The organism is Cupriavidus sp. BIS7 (assembly GCF_000292345.1).
Taxonomy (GTDB): Bacteria; Pseudomonadota; Gammaproteobacteria; order Burkholderiales; family Burkholderiaceae; genus Cupriavidus.
Genome location: NZ_ALOU01000022.1, coordinates 23,921 through 41,040, shown reverse-complemented (window position 1 = coordinate 41,040; position 17,120 = coordinate 23,921). Strand labels below are relative to the sequence as shown.

The 17,120-nt window shown below is 63.2% G+C and carries 18 protein-coding genes; 10 read left to right on the top strand and 8 right to left on the bottom strand.

Features of this window, described 5'->3' with window-relative positions; translation table 11 throughout:
• Positions 1 to 19: 19 nt before the first annotated feature.
• On the bottom strand, positions 20 to 1,711 hold the full coding sequence (locus tag B552_RS0109455; RefSeq protein ID WP_026035492.1) for a site-specific integrase: 1,692 nt from the start codon (positions 1,709 to 1,711) through the stop codon (positions 20 to 22).
• A 216-nt stretch (positions 1,712 to 1,927) separates the two neighbouring features.
• Here B552_RS0109455 and B552_RS0109450 point away from each other — a divergent pair, with 216 nt between their 5' ends.
• Together B552_RS0109450 and B552_RS0109445 are read left to right on the top strand one after the other, a co-directional pair.
• Positions 1,928 to 3,070, top strand: coding sequence for a PAS domain-containing sensor histidine kinase (locus B552_RS0109450; RefSeq protein WP_019448769.1), 1,143 nt, complete (start codon positions 1,928 to 1,930; stop codon positions 3,068 to 3,070).
• Positions 3,067 to 3,711 carry a response regulator transcription factor gene (locus tag B552_RS0109445; protein WP_019448768.1) on the top strand — a complete coding sequence of 215 codons (645 nt, stop codon included), beginning with the start codon at positions 3,067 to 3,069 and terminating at the stop codon, positions 3,709 to 3,711. Before B552_RS0109450 ends, B552_RS0109445 begins: the two co-directional genes overlap by 4 nt.
• An 18-nt stretch (positions 3,712 to 3,729) precedes the next feature.
• On the opposite strand, the gene B552_RS0109440 is transcribed toward B552_RS0109445, so the two are convergent.
• Positions 3,730 to 4,185 (bottom strand): universal stress protein, encoded by a 456-nt coding sequence (locus B552_RS0109440; protein ID WP_019448767.1) that lies wholly within the window; start codon positions 4,183 to 4,185, stop codon positions 3,730 to 3,732.
• Between the two features lie 195 nt (positions 4,186 to 4,380).
• Between B552_RS0109440 and B552_RS0109435 the strand changes: the two genes are divergently transcribed.
• Entirely contained in the window at positions 4,381 to 5,229 is an 849-nt protein-coding gene (locus B552_RS0109435; protein WP_019448766.1) for a universal stress protein, read from the top strand.
• Positions 5,230 to 5,292: 63 nt separating this feature from the next.
• On the opposite strand, the gene B552_RS0109430 is transcribed toward B552_RS0109435, so the two are convergent.
• On the bottom strand, positions 5,293 to 6,132 hold the full coding sequence (locus B552_RS0109430) for a universal stress protein (protein WP_019448765.1): 840 nt from the start codon (positions 6,130 to 6,132) through the stop codon (positions 5,293 to 5,295).
• Positions 6,133 to 6,169: 37 nt separating this feature from the next.
• A complete protein-coding gene (locus B552_RS0109425) occupies positions 6,170 to 6,994 on the bottom strand; it encodes a universal stress protein (RefSeq protein ID WP_019448764.1) in 825 nt (274 codons plus the stop codon).
• Between the two features lie 176 nt (positions 6,995 to 7,170).
• Here B552_RS0109425 and B552_RS0109415 point away from each other — a divergent pair, with 176 nt between their 5' ends.
• Together B552_RS0109415 and B552_RS0109410 are read left to right on the top strand one after the other, a co-directional pair.
• The gene (locus B552_RS0109415) at positions 7,171 to 8,175 is read left to right on the top strand and encodes a zinc-dependent alcohol dehydrogenase family protein (RefSeq protein ID WP_026035490.1); all 1,005 of its coding nucleotides are present in this window, start codon (positions 7,171 to 7,173) and stop codon (positions 8,173 to 8,175) included.
• A 153-nt stretch (positions 8,176 to 8,328) separates the two neighbouring features.
• Positions 8,329 to 9,108: a helix-turn-helix domain-containing protein gene (locus tag B552_RS0109410; RefSeq protein WP_019448761.1), complete on the top strand. Its 780-nt coding sequence runs from the start codon at positions 8,329 to 8,331 to the stop codon at positions 9,106 to 9,108.
• Positions 9,109 to 9,155: 47 nt separating this feature from the next.
• Here the strand turns inward: B552_RS0109410 and B552_RS0109405 are convergent, their stop codons facing one another.
• From B552_RS0109405 to B552_RS0109395, 3 genes are all read right to left on the bottom strand, one after another.
• Positions 9,156 to 9,572 carry a type II toxin-antitoxin system VapC family toxin gene (locus B552_RS0109405; protein WP_019448760.1) on the bottom strand — a complete coding sequence of 139 codons (417 nt, stop codon included), beginning with the start codon at positions 9,570 to 9,572 and terminating at the stop codon, positions 9,156 to 9,158.
• Complete coding sequence (locus B552_RS0109400) at positions 9,572 to 9,805, bottom strand: hypothetical protein (RefSeq protein ID WP_019448759.1); 234 nt, start codon at positions 9,803 to 9,805, stop codon at positions 9,572 to 9,574. Before B552_RS0109400 ends, B552_RS0109405 begins: the two co-directional genes overlap by 1 nt.
• Positions 9,806 to 9,942: 137 nt before the next feature.
• A complete protein-coding gene (locus B552_RS0109395; protein WP_026035489.1) occupies positions 9,943 to 10,884 on the bottom strand; it encodes a GlxA family transcriptional regulator in 942 nt (313 codons plus the stop codon).
• Between the two features lie 138 nt (positions 10,885 to 11,022).
• On the opposite strand from B552_RS0109395, the gene B552_RS0109390 reads away from it, so the two are divergent.
• The gene (locus B552_RS0109390; RefSeq protein WP_019448757.1) at positions 11,023 to 11,823 is read left to right on the top strand and encodes an SDR family oxidoreductase; all 801 of its coding nucleotides are present in this window, start codon (positions 11,023 to 11,025) and stop codon (positions 11,821 to 11,823) included.
• A gap of 18 nt (positions 11,824 to 11,841) precedes the next feature.
• Here B552_RS0109390 and B552_RS0109385 read toward each other — a convergent pair whose 3' ends face one another.
• The gene (locus tag B552_RS0109385) at positions 11,842 to 12,483 is read right to left on the bottom strand and encodes an FMN-binding negative transcriptional regulator (RefSeq protein WP_019448756.1); all 642 of its coding nucleotides are present in this window, start codon (positions 12,481 to 12,483) and stop codon (positions 11,842 to 11,844) included.
• 605 nt (positions 12,484 to 13,088) lie between these two features.
• Between B552_RS0109385 and B552_RS0109380 the strand changes: the two genes are divergently transcribed.
• The 4 genes from B552_RS0109380 to B552_RS0109365 are packed head-to-tail and all read left to right on the top strand — an operon-like array spanning position 13,089 to position 17,113.
• Positions 13,089 to 14,021: a 3-oxoacyl-[acyl-carrier-protein] synthase III C-terminal domain-containing protein gene (locus tag B552_RS0109380; protein WP_019448755.1), complete on the top strand. Its 933-nt coding sequence runs from the start codon at positions 13,089 to 13,091 to the stop codon at positions 14,019 to 14,021.
• On the top strand, positions 14,018 to 15,031 hold the full coding sequence (locus tag B552_RS0109375) for an NAD-dependent epimerase/dehydratase family protein (RefSeq protein WP_019448754.1): 1,014 nt from the start codon (positions 14,018 to 14,020) through the stop codon (positions 15,029 to 15,031). The genes B552_RS0109380 and B552_RS0109375 overlap by 4 nt, the downstream gene beginning before the upstream one ends.
• Positions 15,009 to 15,815, top strand: coding sequence for an MBL fold metallo-hydrolase (locus B552_RS0109370; protein ID WP_026035487.1), 807 nt, complete (start codon positions 15,009 to 15,011; stop codon positions 15,813 to 15,815). Before B552_RS0109375 ends, B552_RS0109370 begins: the two co-directional genes overlap by 23 nt.
• Positions 15,812 to 17,113, top strand: coding sequence for a F390 synthetase-related protein (locus B552_RS0109365; protein ID WP_019448752.1), 1,302 nt, complete (start codon positions 15,812 to 15,814; stop codon positions 17,111 to 17,113). Before B552_RS0109370 ends, B552_RS0109365 begins: the two co-directional genes overlap by 4 nt.
• The last annotated feature ends 7 nt before the right edge of the window (positions 17,114 to 17,120 follow it).

Here is a 17,120-nt window from a genome sequence, read left to right as displayed (position 1 = left end):
GTGATCGGCGCGCCCATGATCACTTGAACGCATCATCCATCTGCCTGGCGCGCTTGACGTCATCGCCATGCAGATAGAGGGACGTGGTGGAAACCGATGCATGCCGCAGGTTGTCGCGCACGGTCGTCAGTTCGGCGCCGCGTGCGAGTGCGTGCGTGGCGTGCGTGTGGCGCAACCAGTGGGGGCTGGCCCGACGCAATTTTTCAGCGGTGGCCGGGCGTTCGGCTTCCAGCAAATCTGCGGCAGTGCCGAAGAAGCGCTTGATCACCATCCACAGGCGCGCGCCGGTGATGCTGCCGGCTTCGTCGGTGCCCAGGTTGCCGACGATGGGTGTCATCGGGTCCCAGTGCGCGCGTGAGACCGGCAGGCCGCGTTCGACGAGGTACCGATCGAGCGCGTTCCGGGCCATCGGCGGCAGCGCCACCCTGCCCGCCTTCGCGCCCTTGCCCACCAGCCGCAGCCAGTGGTCGCCGTGCACGTCGGTTTCGATATTGCGCAGCGTGGCGCCCACCAGTTCGCTGGCCCGAAGCCCGGTTGCATAGGTGAAATCGAGGATAAAACGCAGGCGCTGGGCGGCTGGCGCTTCCCATCCATAGGACCATTCCAGGCCATCCGCGATGCTGCGCGTCAGCAGCCATTCCCCCTCGGAAAATGCGTGCGATACATCGAGCGCCGCGCTCTTGGCGCCGCCGCGGACCTTGATGCCGGCGAAGGGGTTGGCCAGCACGTAGCGTTGCTGCACCAGCCAGCGAAACAACGCACCCAGCACCTGCAGGCTGTATGCCGCCGAGCGCGGCGACAGGCCATCGGCGAACGGCTTCCAGTCAGCGGCGCTGCGTGGCCGCGCCGGCCCCACCCATCGCTCGCGCGGCTCGGGCTGCCGCAGGAAGTTGCGGTAGGCCGTGGCATCTTCCGTGGTCAGCGAGGACAGCGCCCGGCCGCGTTCGATGATGGCCCAGAGGATCAGCCTCTCGGCTTCCTTGCGATAGGCGCGCTGCGTGGACGGGGATTCATGCAGGGCCAGCCATGCCTGCACTGCCGCGTAGTCATTGTCGGCGTTGAGCGTGCAGGTCTCGCGCGGGGCGCGGAACTGGCCGAGCGTGCCGTCGACTTCGTGTGGCAGCCGGCCCATCTGTTCCCACGGCACGATCATGCCGCGCGGTTCCGCCTCGATCAGCGCCTGTGCGCGCACCGTCAGTGCCGGGTGGCGCGCGAAGAACGCCTCGATGCGCTTTGCCCCCGCCATGCCGAGCCCCGGAATATTGGCCCACCACTGGCGACGGCGCGGAATCCGCACGGTCAGATCGGCCAGCGTGTGGATGTCCTGGACGCGCAATGCTTCCACGGCCGCCGGGGCCAGCCACATGGCGATGTCATCGGAAATCGCCGGCGCCGGCGGCGGCAACGCGCGAAGGGTTTCGATGGCCTGGTCCGCGTCCCTGCCCTGCTTTGGGCGGTCGGCCGCCGGAAACTCAAACAGTCTGGCCAGATCCTCGCGCAGCCGGTAGCGCGCGTAAGCGGCAAGCTGGCGACGAATCCTGCCAAGGATGCCCCGCGAGGACTGCCCGCTGGCTCGTGCATCGTCCAGATACCGGACTACCGCGTCGCGTGTCGACAACCCGGCGTGCCACGCCCGCAAGGCGGCCAGAGAGGCGGCGTCGGGGAAATCAGTCGGCAAGGAAGTCTGGCGGTGGGTCTGGCGGTTTTCCATGGCCGCAAGTTTAGCATTCCATTGAATGCATTGCGATAAGAAAAGTTATCGCAATGCAATCTATAAAAAGCAGGATCCGGGGTGTAGTAATTGCTGCCGCGAGGGCTGGCCTGCATGGATTAGCCCTACGTTTTCACCGCATAATTCCGATACAGATTCTGGCCGATTAGGAAATCGTCCACTTTTGGCCGCGAATCGATATCAAGGAGCATGGCGATGGGTGTGGAAGTGCCAGCGGGCACCGATGACAACGGCGACTGGCGAATCGCCGTGAACGAGGCACGGCTGGCGGGGATTATTCGTTCGTCGATGGAGGCCATTATTTCCGTCGACGAGAACCAGCATGTGGTGCTGTTCAATCCGATGGCGGAGACGTTGTTTGGGCTGCCGGCGGACCAGGCGCTCGGACGCTCCCTCGGCGACTTCATTCCCGACCGCTTTCGTGCGGCCCATGCCATGCACGTTGCGCGCTTCGGCGTGACTGGCGTTTCAGACCGCCAGATGGGCCGGCAGCGAACGCTGTACGCATTGCGGCAGGATGGAACGGAATTTCCGATCGAGGCGTCGATCTCGCAGGCTACCGACGATTCCGGGCACAAGCTGTATACGGTGATGCTGCGCGACATCACAGCGCGCGTGGGTGCCGAAGCAGCGCTGCGCCGGTCCCGGGAGGAACTGCAGGCGCTATCGGACAGCATCCTGGCAGGCCGCGAGGAAGAAAAGCGGCGCGTTGCACGCGAGTTGCACGATGACCTGGGCCAGCGGATGAGCGCGTTGAAGATGGACCTTGTGATGCTGGAGGACGATCTTCGCGGCGAAGGCGGGTCGGCGCAGGTGCTTGGGCAGGTTGTCGCCATGCACGCCGTGATCGACGAGACAATTGCAGCCGTGCGCCGGATCTCGGCGGACCTGCGGCCGGCGCTGCTCGATGAACTAGGGCTTGCGGCGGCGCTGGACTGGCTGGCCAAGGATTTCAGCCGTCGCTACGCGATTCGCGTGAGCATGCAAGCCCCCGAGGAGGTCGAGGTGACAGAACAGGCGGCGACGGCGGTGTTCCGGATCGTCCAGGAGGCGCTCAACAATGTCGTTCATCATGCTGGCGCTGCCCAGGCCTGGATCACGCTGACGCAGGACGACCACCAGTACGTGCTGCGCGTGCGTGACGACGGCTGCGGCTGGGACGGCCGGCCCAGGAGCGGCGGCGCGCGCCGCTCGTTCGGCCTGCTGGGGGTTCGCGAACGGGCCCGCCTGCTGGGTGGCACGGTGGCCTTCGAACATCCACCGGGCCGTGGATTCGAACTGGTGGTGACGTTTCCGGGCCACCAGCTACAGGACGATCATAAGGAGATGCAGGCATGACGCGCGTGATCATTGCCGATGACCACGCCGTGGTGCGCAACGGATTGCGGCATATCCTGGAGCGCGCCAGCGGCTTCGAGGTAGTCGGCGAAGCGTCCAGGGGGACGGAAGTCCCGCATCTGGTGCGCGAACTGTCGCCGCAGGTCATCCTGCTTGACCTGTCGATGCCGGGCCGCAACGGGCTGGAACTGATACGGCAGCTTCGGGCCGACCACCCTGCCGTGCGCATCCTTGTGCTGACAATGCACGCCGAGGAACAGTATGTGGTTCGGGCGTTCCGTGCCGGTGCGGCTGGCTACCTGACCAAGGAGAGCGCCGCGACGGAACTGGTGGAGGCACTGCGAAAGGTGGCCTCAGGCGGCACGTACGTCAGCCCCGCCATGGCCGAAAAGCTGGCGATGGGCCTGCAGGAAAAAGCCGATGCGCCGCATGAAGGACTATCGGACCGCGAGCTGGAAGTATTCCGGCGGATCGTCGAAGGGGAATCGCTGACGCAGATTGCTGCGGCGCTCTGCGTCAGCGCCAAGACCATCAGCACCTACAAGATGCGCCTGATGGACAAGCTTCAGCTACGAAGCGATGCCGCGCTCGTCCGCTATGCGATCGAGGCGCGGCTGTTCGGCGACGGAGACAATCTGTAGTCGCCGGGCTGGCGGCACTCAGTGGAGGGGCTCGCCACGGATCAGCAGCACTGGCTTGCCGCTCCCGGCCACTACGCCCTCCGAGACGCTGCCCATGATGACGCGCCGCACGCCGCGGCGCCCATGCGTGCCCATGACGATCACATCCGCGGGCCAATGCTCGGCGGAACGGATGATGGTGCCCGCGATGTCGCCCGGCACCGTCGGTTTTTCGGCCAACTCGGTCTGGAACCGTATGCCGGCGTCCTGAAGGCGCCGGGCGGCGGCGGCCAGCGCCTTCTTGCCCACGCTGACCAGGCCGTCCATGATTTCCTGTGGGTTGACGAAGCCTGCGTCCAGGAATATGTCGCTGTCGTCCACCACGTACAGCACCTTTACCTCCGCACCCAGCGCCTTGGCCAGGGCGGCGGCCTGAGCAATCGCCAGGTCGGAGGATGGGCCGCCATCCACGGCTACCAGAATGCGGTCGTACATGTCGATCTCCTCTTTCGGGCATCAGCACCCGGATGCACCCAGCATAGGCCGTACCTCAGTCGCCCGGTTGATATACCGCAAGGCCGTCTAGGCGCTGTCGATCCCGGGTCTCTTGATCTGTCGCAACCCTGCCCCACAGGCCACGCATACATTGGAACCACCGACCGGCGCCGCGGCGCCCTGCCAGGAGATTTCATGGACATTTCGACGATCATGGTCCACGTCGATGCTTCCCCCACAGTTGGAGCCAGGCTGTCTCATGCGGTGGCGCTGGCAGGATCCTTCAACGCGACCCTGATCGGGCTGCTCTCGCTGAGCGCCGACGAACCTGCTTGGGTTTATCACGCTGCAGACGGCCGGCGCGAGCGGCAAGCGTTTGATCCAGATCTCGGTGCAGCATGTGAAGCGGCGCGGCAGGCCTTTGACCTTGCGACCGAAGCTGCCACGTTTCCCGTGGACTGGCGTGTGGGCGAAGGGGCACCGCGGGATGCCATTCAATGCGAAGGACGCCTTGCCGACCTGCTGATCGTGGGGCGCCCCGAGCGCTCGGAGCCCGGCACCGAGGTCGCAAGGCATTTCGTCGAAACAGCGATCCTGTCGAGCGGTCGCCCGGTACTGGTCGTTCCGCAAGGGCCGCCGCAAGACGCGTCGGATTTCCCTTATGGCGCTGTCATGGTGGCGTGGAACGGAACGCGGGAATCGGCGCGCGCGCTGCATGACGCGCTGCCGCTGCTGCGGCGCGCCGCCCAGGTAGACGTGGTGTCGTGCATCCCTCCCGAAGCGCGGCGCCAGGCGGCAATCTCGCCGCCCGCCTACGCGACGACGTGGCTGGCCCGCCACGGCGTCCACGCGGCCACGATAGAACTGATGCTGGAGCGCTCGGCGGGCATTGGCGACGCGCTACTGGCCGTGGCAACGCAACGTCGCGCCGATCTGCTGGTTTGCGGCGCGTACGGGCGCGGGCTGCTGCGCGAAGAGTGGCTGGGCGGCGTCACCGATACCGTGCTGCGCTCGGCCACGATCCCTACCCTCTTCTCCTATTAGGTCTGCCGATCCGGCGTCAGTAGCGTGAGTTGCGTGTGAGTTGCGTGAGTGCCGCAGGCGCCGTCAATGCGTCATCAGCACTGGCACGGTCATCGACGACAGGATCGTGCGCGTCACACCGCCCAACAGCAGTTCACGGAACCTGCCGTGGCCGTATGCGCCCATGACGATGAGGTCGGCGCCGATGTCTGCGGCACGCGACAGAATCAGTTCGCCAATCGCCAGGTCATTGGCGGCGGGCTCGTTTTCGATCTCGACTTCGGCGCCAATGTCCGCCAGCAGCCGGGCTGCCGAAGCGGCGGGCGCGGCGTCGGTGCGCAGGCTGTGCATCGATGCGTTGGCATGGAGCAGATGGATGCGGCTGCCGGCCAGCAGCGGCAACGCATCGTGCAACGCACGCGAAGCTTCGCGGCCGCCGTCCCAGGCCAGCAGCACCTTTGAGCCGATCGTCGGAAACTGGCCCGTGTAGGGGATCACCAGTACCGGCCGGCCGGACTCCAGCACCAGCGACTCCAGAAACTGCGGTGCAATGAAGCTTTCCGGGTCACTCTCGTCAAACTGGCCAGCGACGATCAGCCCGGCCTCATGAATCTCGCGCAGCGTCCGGGAGATCGGCTCGCCCTCCACTGCGCGCCATTCCGCCGAGACTGACTGATCCGCCATGTCGCGCTCGAAGTGCTGCCGGACACGGTCCCGCATTTGCCTGCGGTGTTCAAGATCCTCCTGCAGGCATTTGGCGGCGTGATCCATGCGATAGAACCAGTCGGGGTCCGGCGAAAACATCGTGCACAGCCCCACCAGGCGGCAATGTTGCGCAATGGCCAGGCGCGCCGCGATGTCCCGCCGTACGTCGGCGCGCGCGCTGGCATCCTGATGGACGAAGATACTTGTATAGCCCAGCATGATTCCCTCCTTCGTTCCAGGGCCGCGCGCACGCCGGTCAATGGGACATCAGTAACGGCACCGGCGAGTTCCGCAGCAGGGTGCGCGTGGTGCCACCCATGACGAGTTCGCCAAGCCGCGAATGGCCATAGCCGCCAGTCACCAGCAGGTCCGCGGCTTCATTGCGAACGACGCGCATCAGGCTGTCCGCGGGCGATGCGCCTTCGTCGATCCGCAGTGATACATCGACGCCGTGATGCGCCAGCCAGCGGACTGCGTCTGCCGCGCGGTGTTCGCCCTGACCGGAGCGGGTCAGCACCACTTGCATGATCACGCGCGACGCCAGCGCCAGGAGCGGCATGGCATCGGCAACGGCACGCGCGGCTTCCCGTCTGCCGTCCCAGGCGATGACAACGGTACCTCCCGGGACGAGGCTGGTACCTGGCGGCATTACCAGAATCGGCCGGCCGGAGTTGAGCAGCGCGTACTCGGCCGGTGTGGCCATCAGCATTGGCGTATCGTGCGCCAGCGCGGGCGCCGGCGGCAGTATCAGGTCACTTGCGGTGCCTAGCGTGGCCAGTGCCCAGCCTGCCTCCTGCTCGACCAGGACGTGCGTGGTGTCGACGCCCCGGCCTCGCCGGGCAACTGCCGCGTCAAGCGCCGAAGCGTCCGCCTGGCGCAGGTTTTGCAGCATGTCATCACGCATCTTCTGGTAGCGCGTGGCCTCTTCTCCTGCACTCCGGTACGGGTCAAGCAAGGTACCCGTAGCGGTCAGGCCCACGACCCGGGCGGAAAACAGCGAGGCCAGCGTAAGCGCCGCATCAAGGCGCGCATCGCGCGCGGCATCTGAGGCAAGATCTACCAGAATGGTTTTGAAATCCATGTGTGCTCCAGAGCGGGTCCGGCGGGATATGAGACAGGGCTTCAGGACAGGAATTACTTATCGTTCACTCTAATCGGCAAAGGTGTGCTGGGCTTGCTCCAAGTCAAATACATGACCGCCCAGAATCCAAAGATTGTTATCAGGATCGCCAAGGAGGACGCATCGTGAACACAACCATGCAAGCCATGGTGTTCGATGGCACCAACCCAACCCTGCAACTGCGAACGTTGCCGATTCCTGAGCCGGGTCCTGGGGAAGTCAGGGTGTGCGTGTCGGCCTGCGGGATCTGTCGTACCGATCTGCATGTGGTAGACCGGGATTTGCCCCATCCAAAGCCGGATCTTGTTCCCGGGCACGAAATCGTCGGCTATGTCGACGCGTTGGGCCCGGGTGTGGCGGCCCCCGCCATCGGGGACCGCGTCGGCGTGCCGTGGCTCGGCCACACGTGTGGGCATTGCAATTACTGCGTCGACGGCCGCGAGAACCTCTGCGACGCGCCGCTTTTCCACGGCTACACGCGTGATGGCGGCTACGCCGAGTTCGTAGTGGCAGATGCCGCCTATTGTTTCCCCATCCCCGATCGATACGACGACATACATGCGGCGCCGCTGCTATGCGCCGGGCTGATTGGCTATCGCACATTGCGGATGGCTGGCGACGCGCGCCGCGTAGGCATCTACGGATTCGGTGCGGCGGCGCATCTGGTCGCCCAGATCGCCGTGGCCGAGGGTCGCACCGTCTATGCCTTTACCCGCCCCGGCGACTCCGCAGCGCAACGGCTGGCAACCGATGTTGGCGCCGTCTGGGCCGGAGCCAGCACGGACACTGCCCCCGAACAGCTCGATGCAGCGCTGATCTTCGCGCCGGTGGGTGCCCTCGTGCCTGTTGCGCTGTCTGCCCTTGCGAAGGGCGGCATTGTGGTCTGCGGCGGAATTCACATGAGCGATATCCCATCGTTCCCCTATCGCCAACTGTGGGAAGAGCGCCGCATTGTGTCGGTAGCCAACCTGACCCGCGAGGACGGCCACGGCCTGATGCGGGTTGCAGCCACCACCCCGTTGCAGGTTCATACCACGGCCTATCCGCTCCGCGATGCGAATGCAGCACTTGACGACCTTCGCGCCGGCCGGCTGGCTGGGGCGGCGGTGCTTCACGTCGGCAATTTCCAACCTGTCAGGTAAACCTCACGCGTTGGCTCCGGAACCTGACGACGCTATCAGCCGACGCTGATTTCGGGCTTTGCGATGGCCAACCATACTCACGCGTACGAGGAATTATCAGATCAAAGAGGCTTGATTTGGCGCATGTGCCTGACAGGCTCAGGGGAGAGCATCATGTATGACTCAGTTGAGGCGGGGAACCTGGAGACCGTGGTTGGCATTGCCGACGCGCAGCCGTCCGCGTTTGCGGGCTCCGGAGCCGCACGCCAGTTTCCGGCGCGATGCAACGGATGCGGCCTGCGCCGACTCTGCATTGCATCATCCCTGGAACCCGAAGAGCTTCCGCAATTGGAAGCCGTGGTCAGCCACTGGCGCATGGTGCATCGCGGGGAATTCCTGTTCCGGGCCGGAGACCGCTTCCAGAGCCTTTATACGGTCCGCTCGGGGTCACTGAAGACCGTGGCAAGCCATGCGGGCGGTCTTGAGCATGTCACCGGCTTTTTCCTGCCGGGCGAGACCGTTGGCCTTGGCGCCATTGGCGAAGGCGAGTACGACTGCGACGCAATCGCTCTCGAGGACAGCGCCGTTTGCGTCCTTCCGTTTGCGCCGCTCGAATCGTTGTGCCGGGACGTGAAAAGCCTGCAGCAGCACTTTCACAAGATGCTGAGCCGCGAGATCCTGCGCGAGTCCAAGCAGATGATCCTGCTTTCCGGGATGACGTCGGAACAACGCGTTGCAGCATTCCTGATCAACGTATCCTGCCGGCTGCAGGAGCGCGGGTATGCGTCGCGTGACTTCACGTTGCGCATGACCCGCGAGGAAATCGGCAGCTACCTGGGCATCAAGCTCGAAACCGTCAGCCGCACGTTCTCGCGCTTCCAGCGCGAGGGCCTGATCCGCGTCGATGGCAAGCGCATCGAGCTTTACGACCTCGAGGCGCTCGCTGCGATCTGAGCGCCTGACCGAGCGCCAGTCCGAGTGCATGGCCGAGAGCCTCTGCGTCAGTTGTAGAGAACTGCCGGACGCGTCCAGTCTTCGATCCTCACGCCCGGATAGGCCCCGAAATCACGGACGTTGTTGGTGACCACGGTGGCTCCCACCGCCAGCGCATGCGCTGCGATCAGCCGGTCCAGCGCGTCTGCCTGCCGCTTGCGCACCGCTGCACGAATAGGGCCATATGCGTGGGCAGCCGTTGCCGTGAGCGGCAGCACCGGAACCCGCGCGACCAGTGCGCGGAGTGCGACCCGCGCTCTCCAGGGCTCCGAGGAAACCGTTACTCCGTATTCCAGTTCAGCGAGCGTAATCGCGGAGATTACGACTTCGCCTTCATGGCAATCCGCCAATCTCAGTGCCACCTGCGGTGGCTGGTCTTTCATCAGATAGACGCACATGTTGGTGTCGAGCATATAGACCGGCATCAGAAGGCCTCCCGCTCTGTCTGCTCCTGGCTCTCGCGGCCATCGACAAGGAAGTCAGAAGGAAACGCGGCGAAGATATCCAGCAGCCCGGTCAGGTTCCGGCGACTCGAAGGATTGCGAGTGTCGTCGTCCGCTTTTTCGACTTCGGCACGGATATCAGAGTCCGTGGCGGCAAGATCTTCGGGAATCAGGACAGACGCGATTCCATTCTTCAAAAGATTCGATTGATGCATGGAGTACCTCCTGTGCTTGGGGAAGGCACCCAGTATCCCCAGCAATGGAAAGCGTGGGGCGTATGTGTATGAAATGAGCTAATTGTTCACGCAATCACAGGAAATCGTCGCGGAAAAGCATCGATTGAACGCAGTTGCTATGTGCGAGCCTCCCGCCGTACGGCCTGCGGCGGCACCCCGAAGCCTCGGACGAATGCCTCGCGCATGTGTCGCCGATCACGGAATCCGGTTTCGCGCGCCACTGTGTCCAACGGATGACGGCTCTGCTCGATCATCAGCCGCGCCGCTTCCAGTCGCAGGTTCTCGATCGCCTTGGCCGGCGACAGGCCGGTTTCCGCGGTGAACACGCGGCTGAACTGGCGCGGGCTCAGGTGTGCGGTCTCCGCCAGTTCCTCAACCGTCAGCGGCTGGTTGAGGTGTTTTCGCGCATAGTCGAGCGCGATCTGGATTCGGTCGGACTTTGGCGCCATATCCAGCAGTTCCGAATGCTGCGATTGGCCTCCCGAGCGTCGCTGGTGCATCACGAGCTTGTGAGCAACCGAGCGCGCGATCTCCGCGCCGAGATCCTTCTCGACCAGTGCCAGCGCCAGATCGAGTCCGGCCGTCATGCCGGCCGATGTCCAGATGGGGCCGTCGATGATGTAGATGCGGTCGTCCTCCACCTTGATGCCAGGGTGGCGCCGCTGCATGTCACGCGCGTAAGCCCAATGCGTGGTGGCGCGCCGGTCTTCGAGCAGACCGGCTTCGGCCAGCACGAATGCGCCGGTACAGATCGATACCGTGCGCCGCGCGCGTGCCGCCGCCTTGCGGATGAACTCAAGCACCGGCTGCGGCGTGGGTTGTTCCAGCGGATCCCCTACGCCTGCCACTACCCATGTATCGACGGTCACGCGCGTCGTGGCTGCGCGCGTGTCAACTGTCATGCCCATCGAGGAGACCACGGGGCCGCCCCCGATCGAATAGTTGTCGATGCAATAGGCCGTCTCGCCGACCACGAGATTTGCGTACTCGAAGACGCTCTGGGTGGCCAGGGTCATGACCTGGAAACCGTCTGTCAACAGGAAGCCGATGCGGTGCATGATTCGCCCCTTCGTGCCGATGGCATAAAACCTAACCATAAACGTCATTTCGGTCATGATCAAGGCACCCTACGATGGAGCTCAAGGATTCATCGAATCCCGAATCCACGTCACATCGACATCGCAAGGAGAACCCTCATGACGCAAACGCACCTTGGCACAGCACTGATCACCGGCGCATCTTCAGGGATTGGAGCAATCTATGCCGACCGGCTGGCCCGCCGTGGCTACGACCTGATTCTGGTTGCCCGCAGCCGCGACAAGCTGGATACACTGGCCCGCCGCATCACCGACGAGACCCACCGCGTCGTCGAAGTGCTGCCAGCAGACCTCAATGACCGGAAATCGCTTTCGCAGGTGGAAGCCAAGCTTCGCGAGGATGCCAGCATTACGCTGCTGGTCAACAACGCCGGAATCGGCACGCATACGCCCTTGCTGGATAGCGATGCGGATGCCATGACGCGCATGATCGACCTCAATGTCACCGCCCTCACCCGGCTGACCTATGCGGCCGCGCCCGGATTCGTGGCGCGTGGCAAGGGCGCGATGATCAACATCTCGTCGGTCGTCAGTATCGCGCCCGAGATCCTGAACGGCGTGTATGGGGGGAGCAAGGCGTTCGTGCTGGCGTTCAGCCAGTCACTGCATCACGAACTGGCTGGCAAGGGAGTGCGCGTGCAGGCGGTGCTGCCAGGCGCCACGGCCACCGATTTCTGGGAAACCGGCGGCCTGCCGCTCGAACATCTCGACAAGTCGATCGTCATGCCTGCCAGCGCCATGGTCGATGCTGCGCTGGTGGGTTTCGACCGGGGCGAGCTGGTTACGATCCCGTCGCTGCACGCAGTCGAACACTGGGAAACCTACGAAGGTGCGCGCCAGGCAATGGCCGGACAGCTGTCGCGCGATGTGCCGGCGCCACGGTACGTGACTGCACGCTGAGCATGGCAGGCGCGGACGTTACTCTTCTTCCTTCGCATCGGCACTTGCCATCATCGCTTCGCCGATCAACGTGCTGCCCGTGGCCAGCAGCGCGCGGCCCGCGCCGCGTATATCACGCACCTCCTTGTTCTGGCCAAGCTTCGACTTGCCTTCCAGGCGGGTGATTTCGATCTCGAGGCCAACAATGGCCTTGAGCATCGTGTCGAGATACTCCGCTGGCGCGTCGGACATCTTCCACGGATCTGGCTGTACTGCCTCATGCGTGCGCGTCAGGCGTGCCACCACGCCACGGACAAAGCGTTCGTCATCGCGGATCGTGATGCGGCCGTGCGCGTGCACGACCATGTAGTTCCACGTCGGCACCTGCCGGTGCGCCTCGTGCTTGCTCGGGTACCAGTTCGGCGAAATGTACGCGTCGCCGGCGCGAAAGATCACAAGCACTTCATCGCCGTTTGCAACGTCCTGCCAGACAGGGTTGGCACGCGCGACGTGGCCCTTCAGGATCCCCATCGCCCCTTGAGCGGGATCGAAATCGAATGGGATGTGGTTGGCGTCCAGCCCGTTCCTGCCGTGCGTGACCAGCGTGCCAAACGGGTGGGCGGTCATCAGCGCATGCAGGGCTTGGGGGCGCGACTCTTCGAAATGGGCGGGGACGTACATGGCAGCTCCGGAGGCCGTGGGTTGGGGCAGTCGATTCGTGGTGGATTCGTGGCGAATTCGTGCCGATTGTCGCGCCAAACTGGAGTAGAGGGTAGAGACAGTTTGGCGATGTTTCATTGGGCCACTTTGCATGTCGCGAACCGCGAAAGTGCCAGAAGTGCCGTTTATCGGCCCGTTGAGCCGTGACGGCGCGCCGCTCAGCCGCCAGCTTGCCCAGCGCCCTTGCCCCCGAGCGTGTGGTCTACCTGAGCGTTGGCCGGGATTCACTAAAGATCCGCTGTATCCATCCCAATTCATTAATTTCAAAAAGAAAATTCATTACATCCTTCTCCAAGGAGGATTCACGATGCCGTACTTCATCGCACAAATTCCTTCATCAGAGGGGGCTTGGGCAGTAAGACGTGCAGTAGCGACTTTGGGCGCAGCTCTTCGAAGAAAACCGCCAGCAGTTTCGGATTTATACTATGGATCTGGGATGGTAGCGCGGCTAGTCTTCTTCCTTTCGGCTCGGCATCAGTCGGGGGTCGGCCCTTTGGTTTGTTGCCCGCTTTATTGTGCTTCCAATACGACTACTTGCGACAGGCAAGGCGTTACCCTCTCAACGTGTGACCTCTGCCGAACTGGATCTACGATTTGGGTACTCGGCCGGCTTCGTCCAGAAGAAATCCGGCATCGAGCATCGCTATCATGCCAACCTGCACGAAAGCCAGTCCGAGTTGGCTGCTGCAGCAGTGCGCGATGCTGTCGCCCGCGCCGACATCGCGCCGTCCTCTGTAGACCTGCTGATTTCCGCGGCCGGCGTCGCCGAACAAGCGCTTCCTAGTACTGCTGCCCGAGTTCTGGCGCCTGCTGGACTGACTTGCGGCACGCCAGCGTTTGACGTGAATGCCAGTTGCCTAAGTTTCCTTGCCGCGCTTCAGATTGCCGGCAGTCTGTTGGCGACAGGCACCTATAGACGCATTGCGATTGTGGCATCCGACCTGGCGTCGCGCGGGATTGACTGGGATGACGTAGAGTCGTCGCTTATCTTTGGCGATGGTGCTGCAGCAGTGATTGTTGAGCGCGGGGACAACACGAACGGCGCTATTCACGCCTATCGGATGGAAACGTATCCCGCCGGCAAGTCCTTCTGCGAGATTACTGCTGGAGGTACGCGCCGGAATCCTCGTACGGGTGCGGTGGCCTCAGACTACCTGTTCCATATGGACGGAAAACAGGTATTCAAGCTTGCCTCACAGCTCATGGGCGGCTTTCTCGATCGCCTCTTCGAGAGCACAGGCTATACCGTGACGGAAATGGAGATCGTGATTCCGCATCAGGCCAGCCATCTTGGCATGCAGCACTTGCGCAAGCGATTGGCCATTCCCGACCATGTGTTGGTCGACATCTATGGGCAGCACGGAAATCAGGTGGCCGCTTCCATCCCGACTGCCCTACACGAAGCCATAGTGGGTGGCCGACTCAAGAAGGATAGTCCAGCACTTCTGGTCGGTACCGCAGCCGGGCTAACCCTGGGCGGGATGGTACTGACGCTATGACCATCCTGGTGACGGGGGCCACCGGCGGGCTAGGCCGTAATGCGATCGAGGCATTATTGGCACAAGGCGTTCGTGTCCGGGCGACAGGACGTGATCCAGCGCAGCGCCACGCGTTTGCGACGCGGGGTGTGCAATACGTGCAGGCTGATCTGACGAACCTTACACCGCAGACGCTACGTATGTTGCTCGATGGGATTGACACTGTCTGGCATTGCGCGGCCCTCTCATCGCCATGGGGATCCCATGAGGCGTTCTTTGCCGCCAACGTTCGCGCCACAACGGATCTAGCCCAAGGGGCAATCGCCCATCAGGTACGCAGCTTCGTACACATCTCCACCCCGTCAATCTACTTCGACTACCAGCACCACGCCGATCTGCCGGAGAGCTATAGCCCAAAGCGATTTGCCAACCATTACGCCCATACGAAGATGTTGGCGGAGGATGCCATTCGGAAGCATGCGGCCACTCAGTCCCACACACATTTCGTCATCCTTCGGCCACGCGGCCTTTTCGGTCCGCACGATCGAGTCGTACTCCCACGGCTATTGCATCTTCTGAAATCGCGTAATGGGGTATTGCCGTTACCAAGAAGTGGATTGGCGCGCATGGACCTGACTTACCTTGGCAATGTCGTGCATGCCATGCAGTGTGCAACGTGGTCGGCAGTGCCGTCGGGGAGCGCTTACAACATTACCAACCATGAGCCAGCTTCCCTGCGTGAGCTACTGCGTCAGTTGTTCGGCCAGGAGCTTGATCTGCGTTACGAGATTCGGACTGTACCTTACCCAGTGATGGCCATGGCGGCATGCGCCATGGAGGGCATTGCTGCGATAACGCGCCGAGAACCGTTGCTGACGCGCTATAGCGCGGGCGTCCTGCACTACGACATGACACTCGCCAACGATCGCGCACGCCGCGAACTTGGCTACACACCACCCATAAGTATGGCGGAAGGCATCCGCCTTACCGCCAACTGGTTACGTTCGCATGGCCACGTTGACCACCTTTGAAGCCGGCTACTGCACGCACACGGCATGTGTTGCACTCCCCGGAGCGGGCTTTCGTACCTGTGCCTTTCCGGCGCGGGCCTGGATGATCGCGGCTGGCGGGCGGCGCTGGCTCTGGGACACAGGCTATGCCTCTCACTTCCACGATTGCACGCGGAGCGGTCTCTTGGCCATCTACCGAAAGGTCACGCCCGTCTATTTCGACCCGTCCGAATCGGTAGCCAGGCAGCTCGGACAACATGGAGTACGGCCAGTTGATCTCGACGCGCTGATTGTTTCGCACTTTCATGGCGACCACATAGCCGGGTTGCGGGATTTCCCAAGCATTCCCGTCATCTGCTCGGGGGCGGGTTGGGCGAGTGTACGCGCGTTGCGTGGGCTATCGGCCTTGCGGCGAGCCTTCGTGCCGGGGCTGATCCCGGAAGACTTCGATTCGCGCGTTCGCCCTGTTGAGCGGTTCGAGCAAGTTACTCTTGCCCCAGAGTTGGCGCCATTCACGACCGCCTGGGCATTGCCAGGGAGTAATGACGACGTGTTGTTGGTGCCACTGCCCGGCCACGCCGCCGGCCACCTGGGCGCCTTCATACGTACCGATGGCGGCTGGGTCATGCTGGCCGCCGACGCAGCCTGGTCGCCGCGCAGTTATCGCGAACTGAGGGGCCCATCCGCACTGGCCTACGCCATCCTGGAAGACAGACGTGCTTACCTTGAGACGCTGCGCAAGTTGCATCTCCTTGACCGCGGTGGCCACGTACGCATCCTGCTCACACACGAGGGGGCGCTATGACGGTATCTCCTCGCCTCCTGTGGTCGTACCTGCAGGCTCGCCACTTGCGCCTGACTGATCGCGCGAAGCTGCAAGCCCACCAGCACCGTCAGTTCGAGCAGTTCACGCAGCGCGTGCTGGCGCATAGTCCGTATTTCCGGCCGTGGCTAACGGAACCCCTGGCGAAATGGCCGCTGATGGATAAGGCCACGATGATGGCTAATTTCGATGCCATGAACACCGGAGGGATAAAACTGGATACCGTGATTGCCTGTGCAAGACGGGCGGAATTATCTCGCGACTTCCGGCCGATGGTCGGTCCTTACGCGGTAGGACTGTCCTCCGGCACATCGGGTGGGCGAGGAGTATTCGTGGTCAGTCCAAAGGAGCGCGCGACCTGGGCCGGCATACTGCTTGCCAAGCTATTACCGCGTGGGCTGCTGCATCGGGAGCGCGTGGCACTGTTCCTGCGCGCGAATAACAACCTGTATACGACGGTTCGGAACCCGTGGTTGAGCTTCGCATTCTTCGATCTGTTCGCGCCGCTCAATACGCACTTGGGGCCCCTTGCCGCCTTGCAGCCAACCATTGTCGTCGCGCCCGCGCAAGTACTGCGCGCACTGGCGCTCGAGAGGCTCGCGGGTCGCCTGAACATTGCCCCGGTCCTAGTGCTGTCCGGGGCCGAAGTGCTGGAACCAGCCGATCGTGAGCTACTGCAGCAAGCCTTCGACAAGGTCGGCGAAATCTATCAGGCGACGGAGGGATTCCTCGGCGCAACCTGTCCGCACGGTGCCCTCCATCTGAACGAAGCCCACGTGCACATCGAACCGGAATGGTTGGACGATCGCCGCTTCATCCCGATCATCACCGACTTCACGCGCAGTACCCAGCCAATCGTGCGATACCGGCTCGACGACATTCTCATCCGCCGCAATCCGGCTTTACCACCGTGCCCTTGCGGCAACCCCGAAATGGCGATCGAGCGAATAGAGGGCCGCTGCGACGACACGTTGATGTTGCCGGCCCGCGATGGCGGACCGACCACGATCTTCGCCGACACGTGCGCGCGCGCATTGGCTCACGTACTGCCTCTACAAACGGATTACCGACTAGTGCAAACCGATGCCAGAACACTGGCGTTGTCCGTGACGCCCGCCGGCGGCGCCGTGCTACACGCTTGCCATGCCCATCTTACTCACGTGTTCGAACAACTCGGCGTCGATATGGCAGGCGTGATCTGGCACCTGCACCCGGAGGCAATCGCGATTGACTTCACCACCAAACGTCGCCGTATCGTTCGACTTTGGAGCCCGCATTGACGTCTTT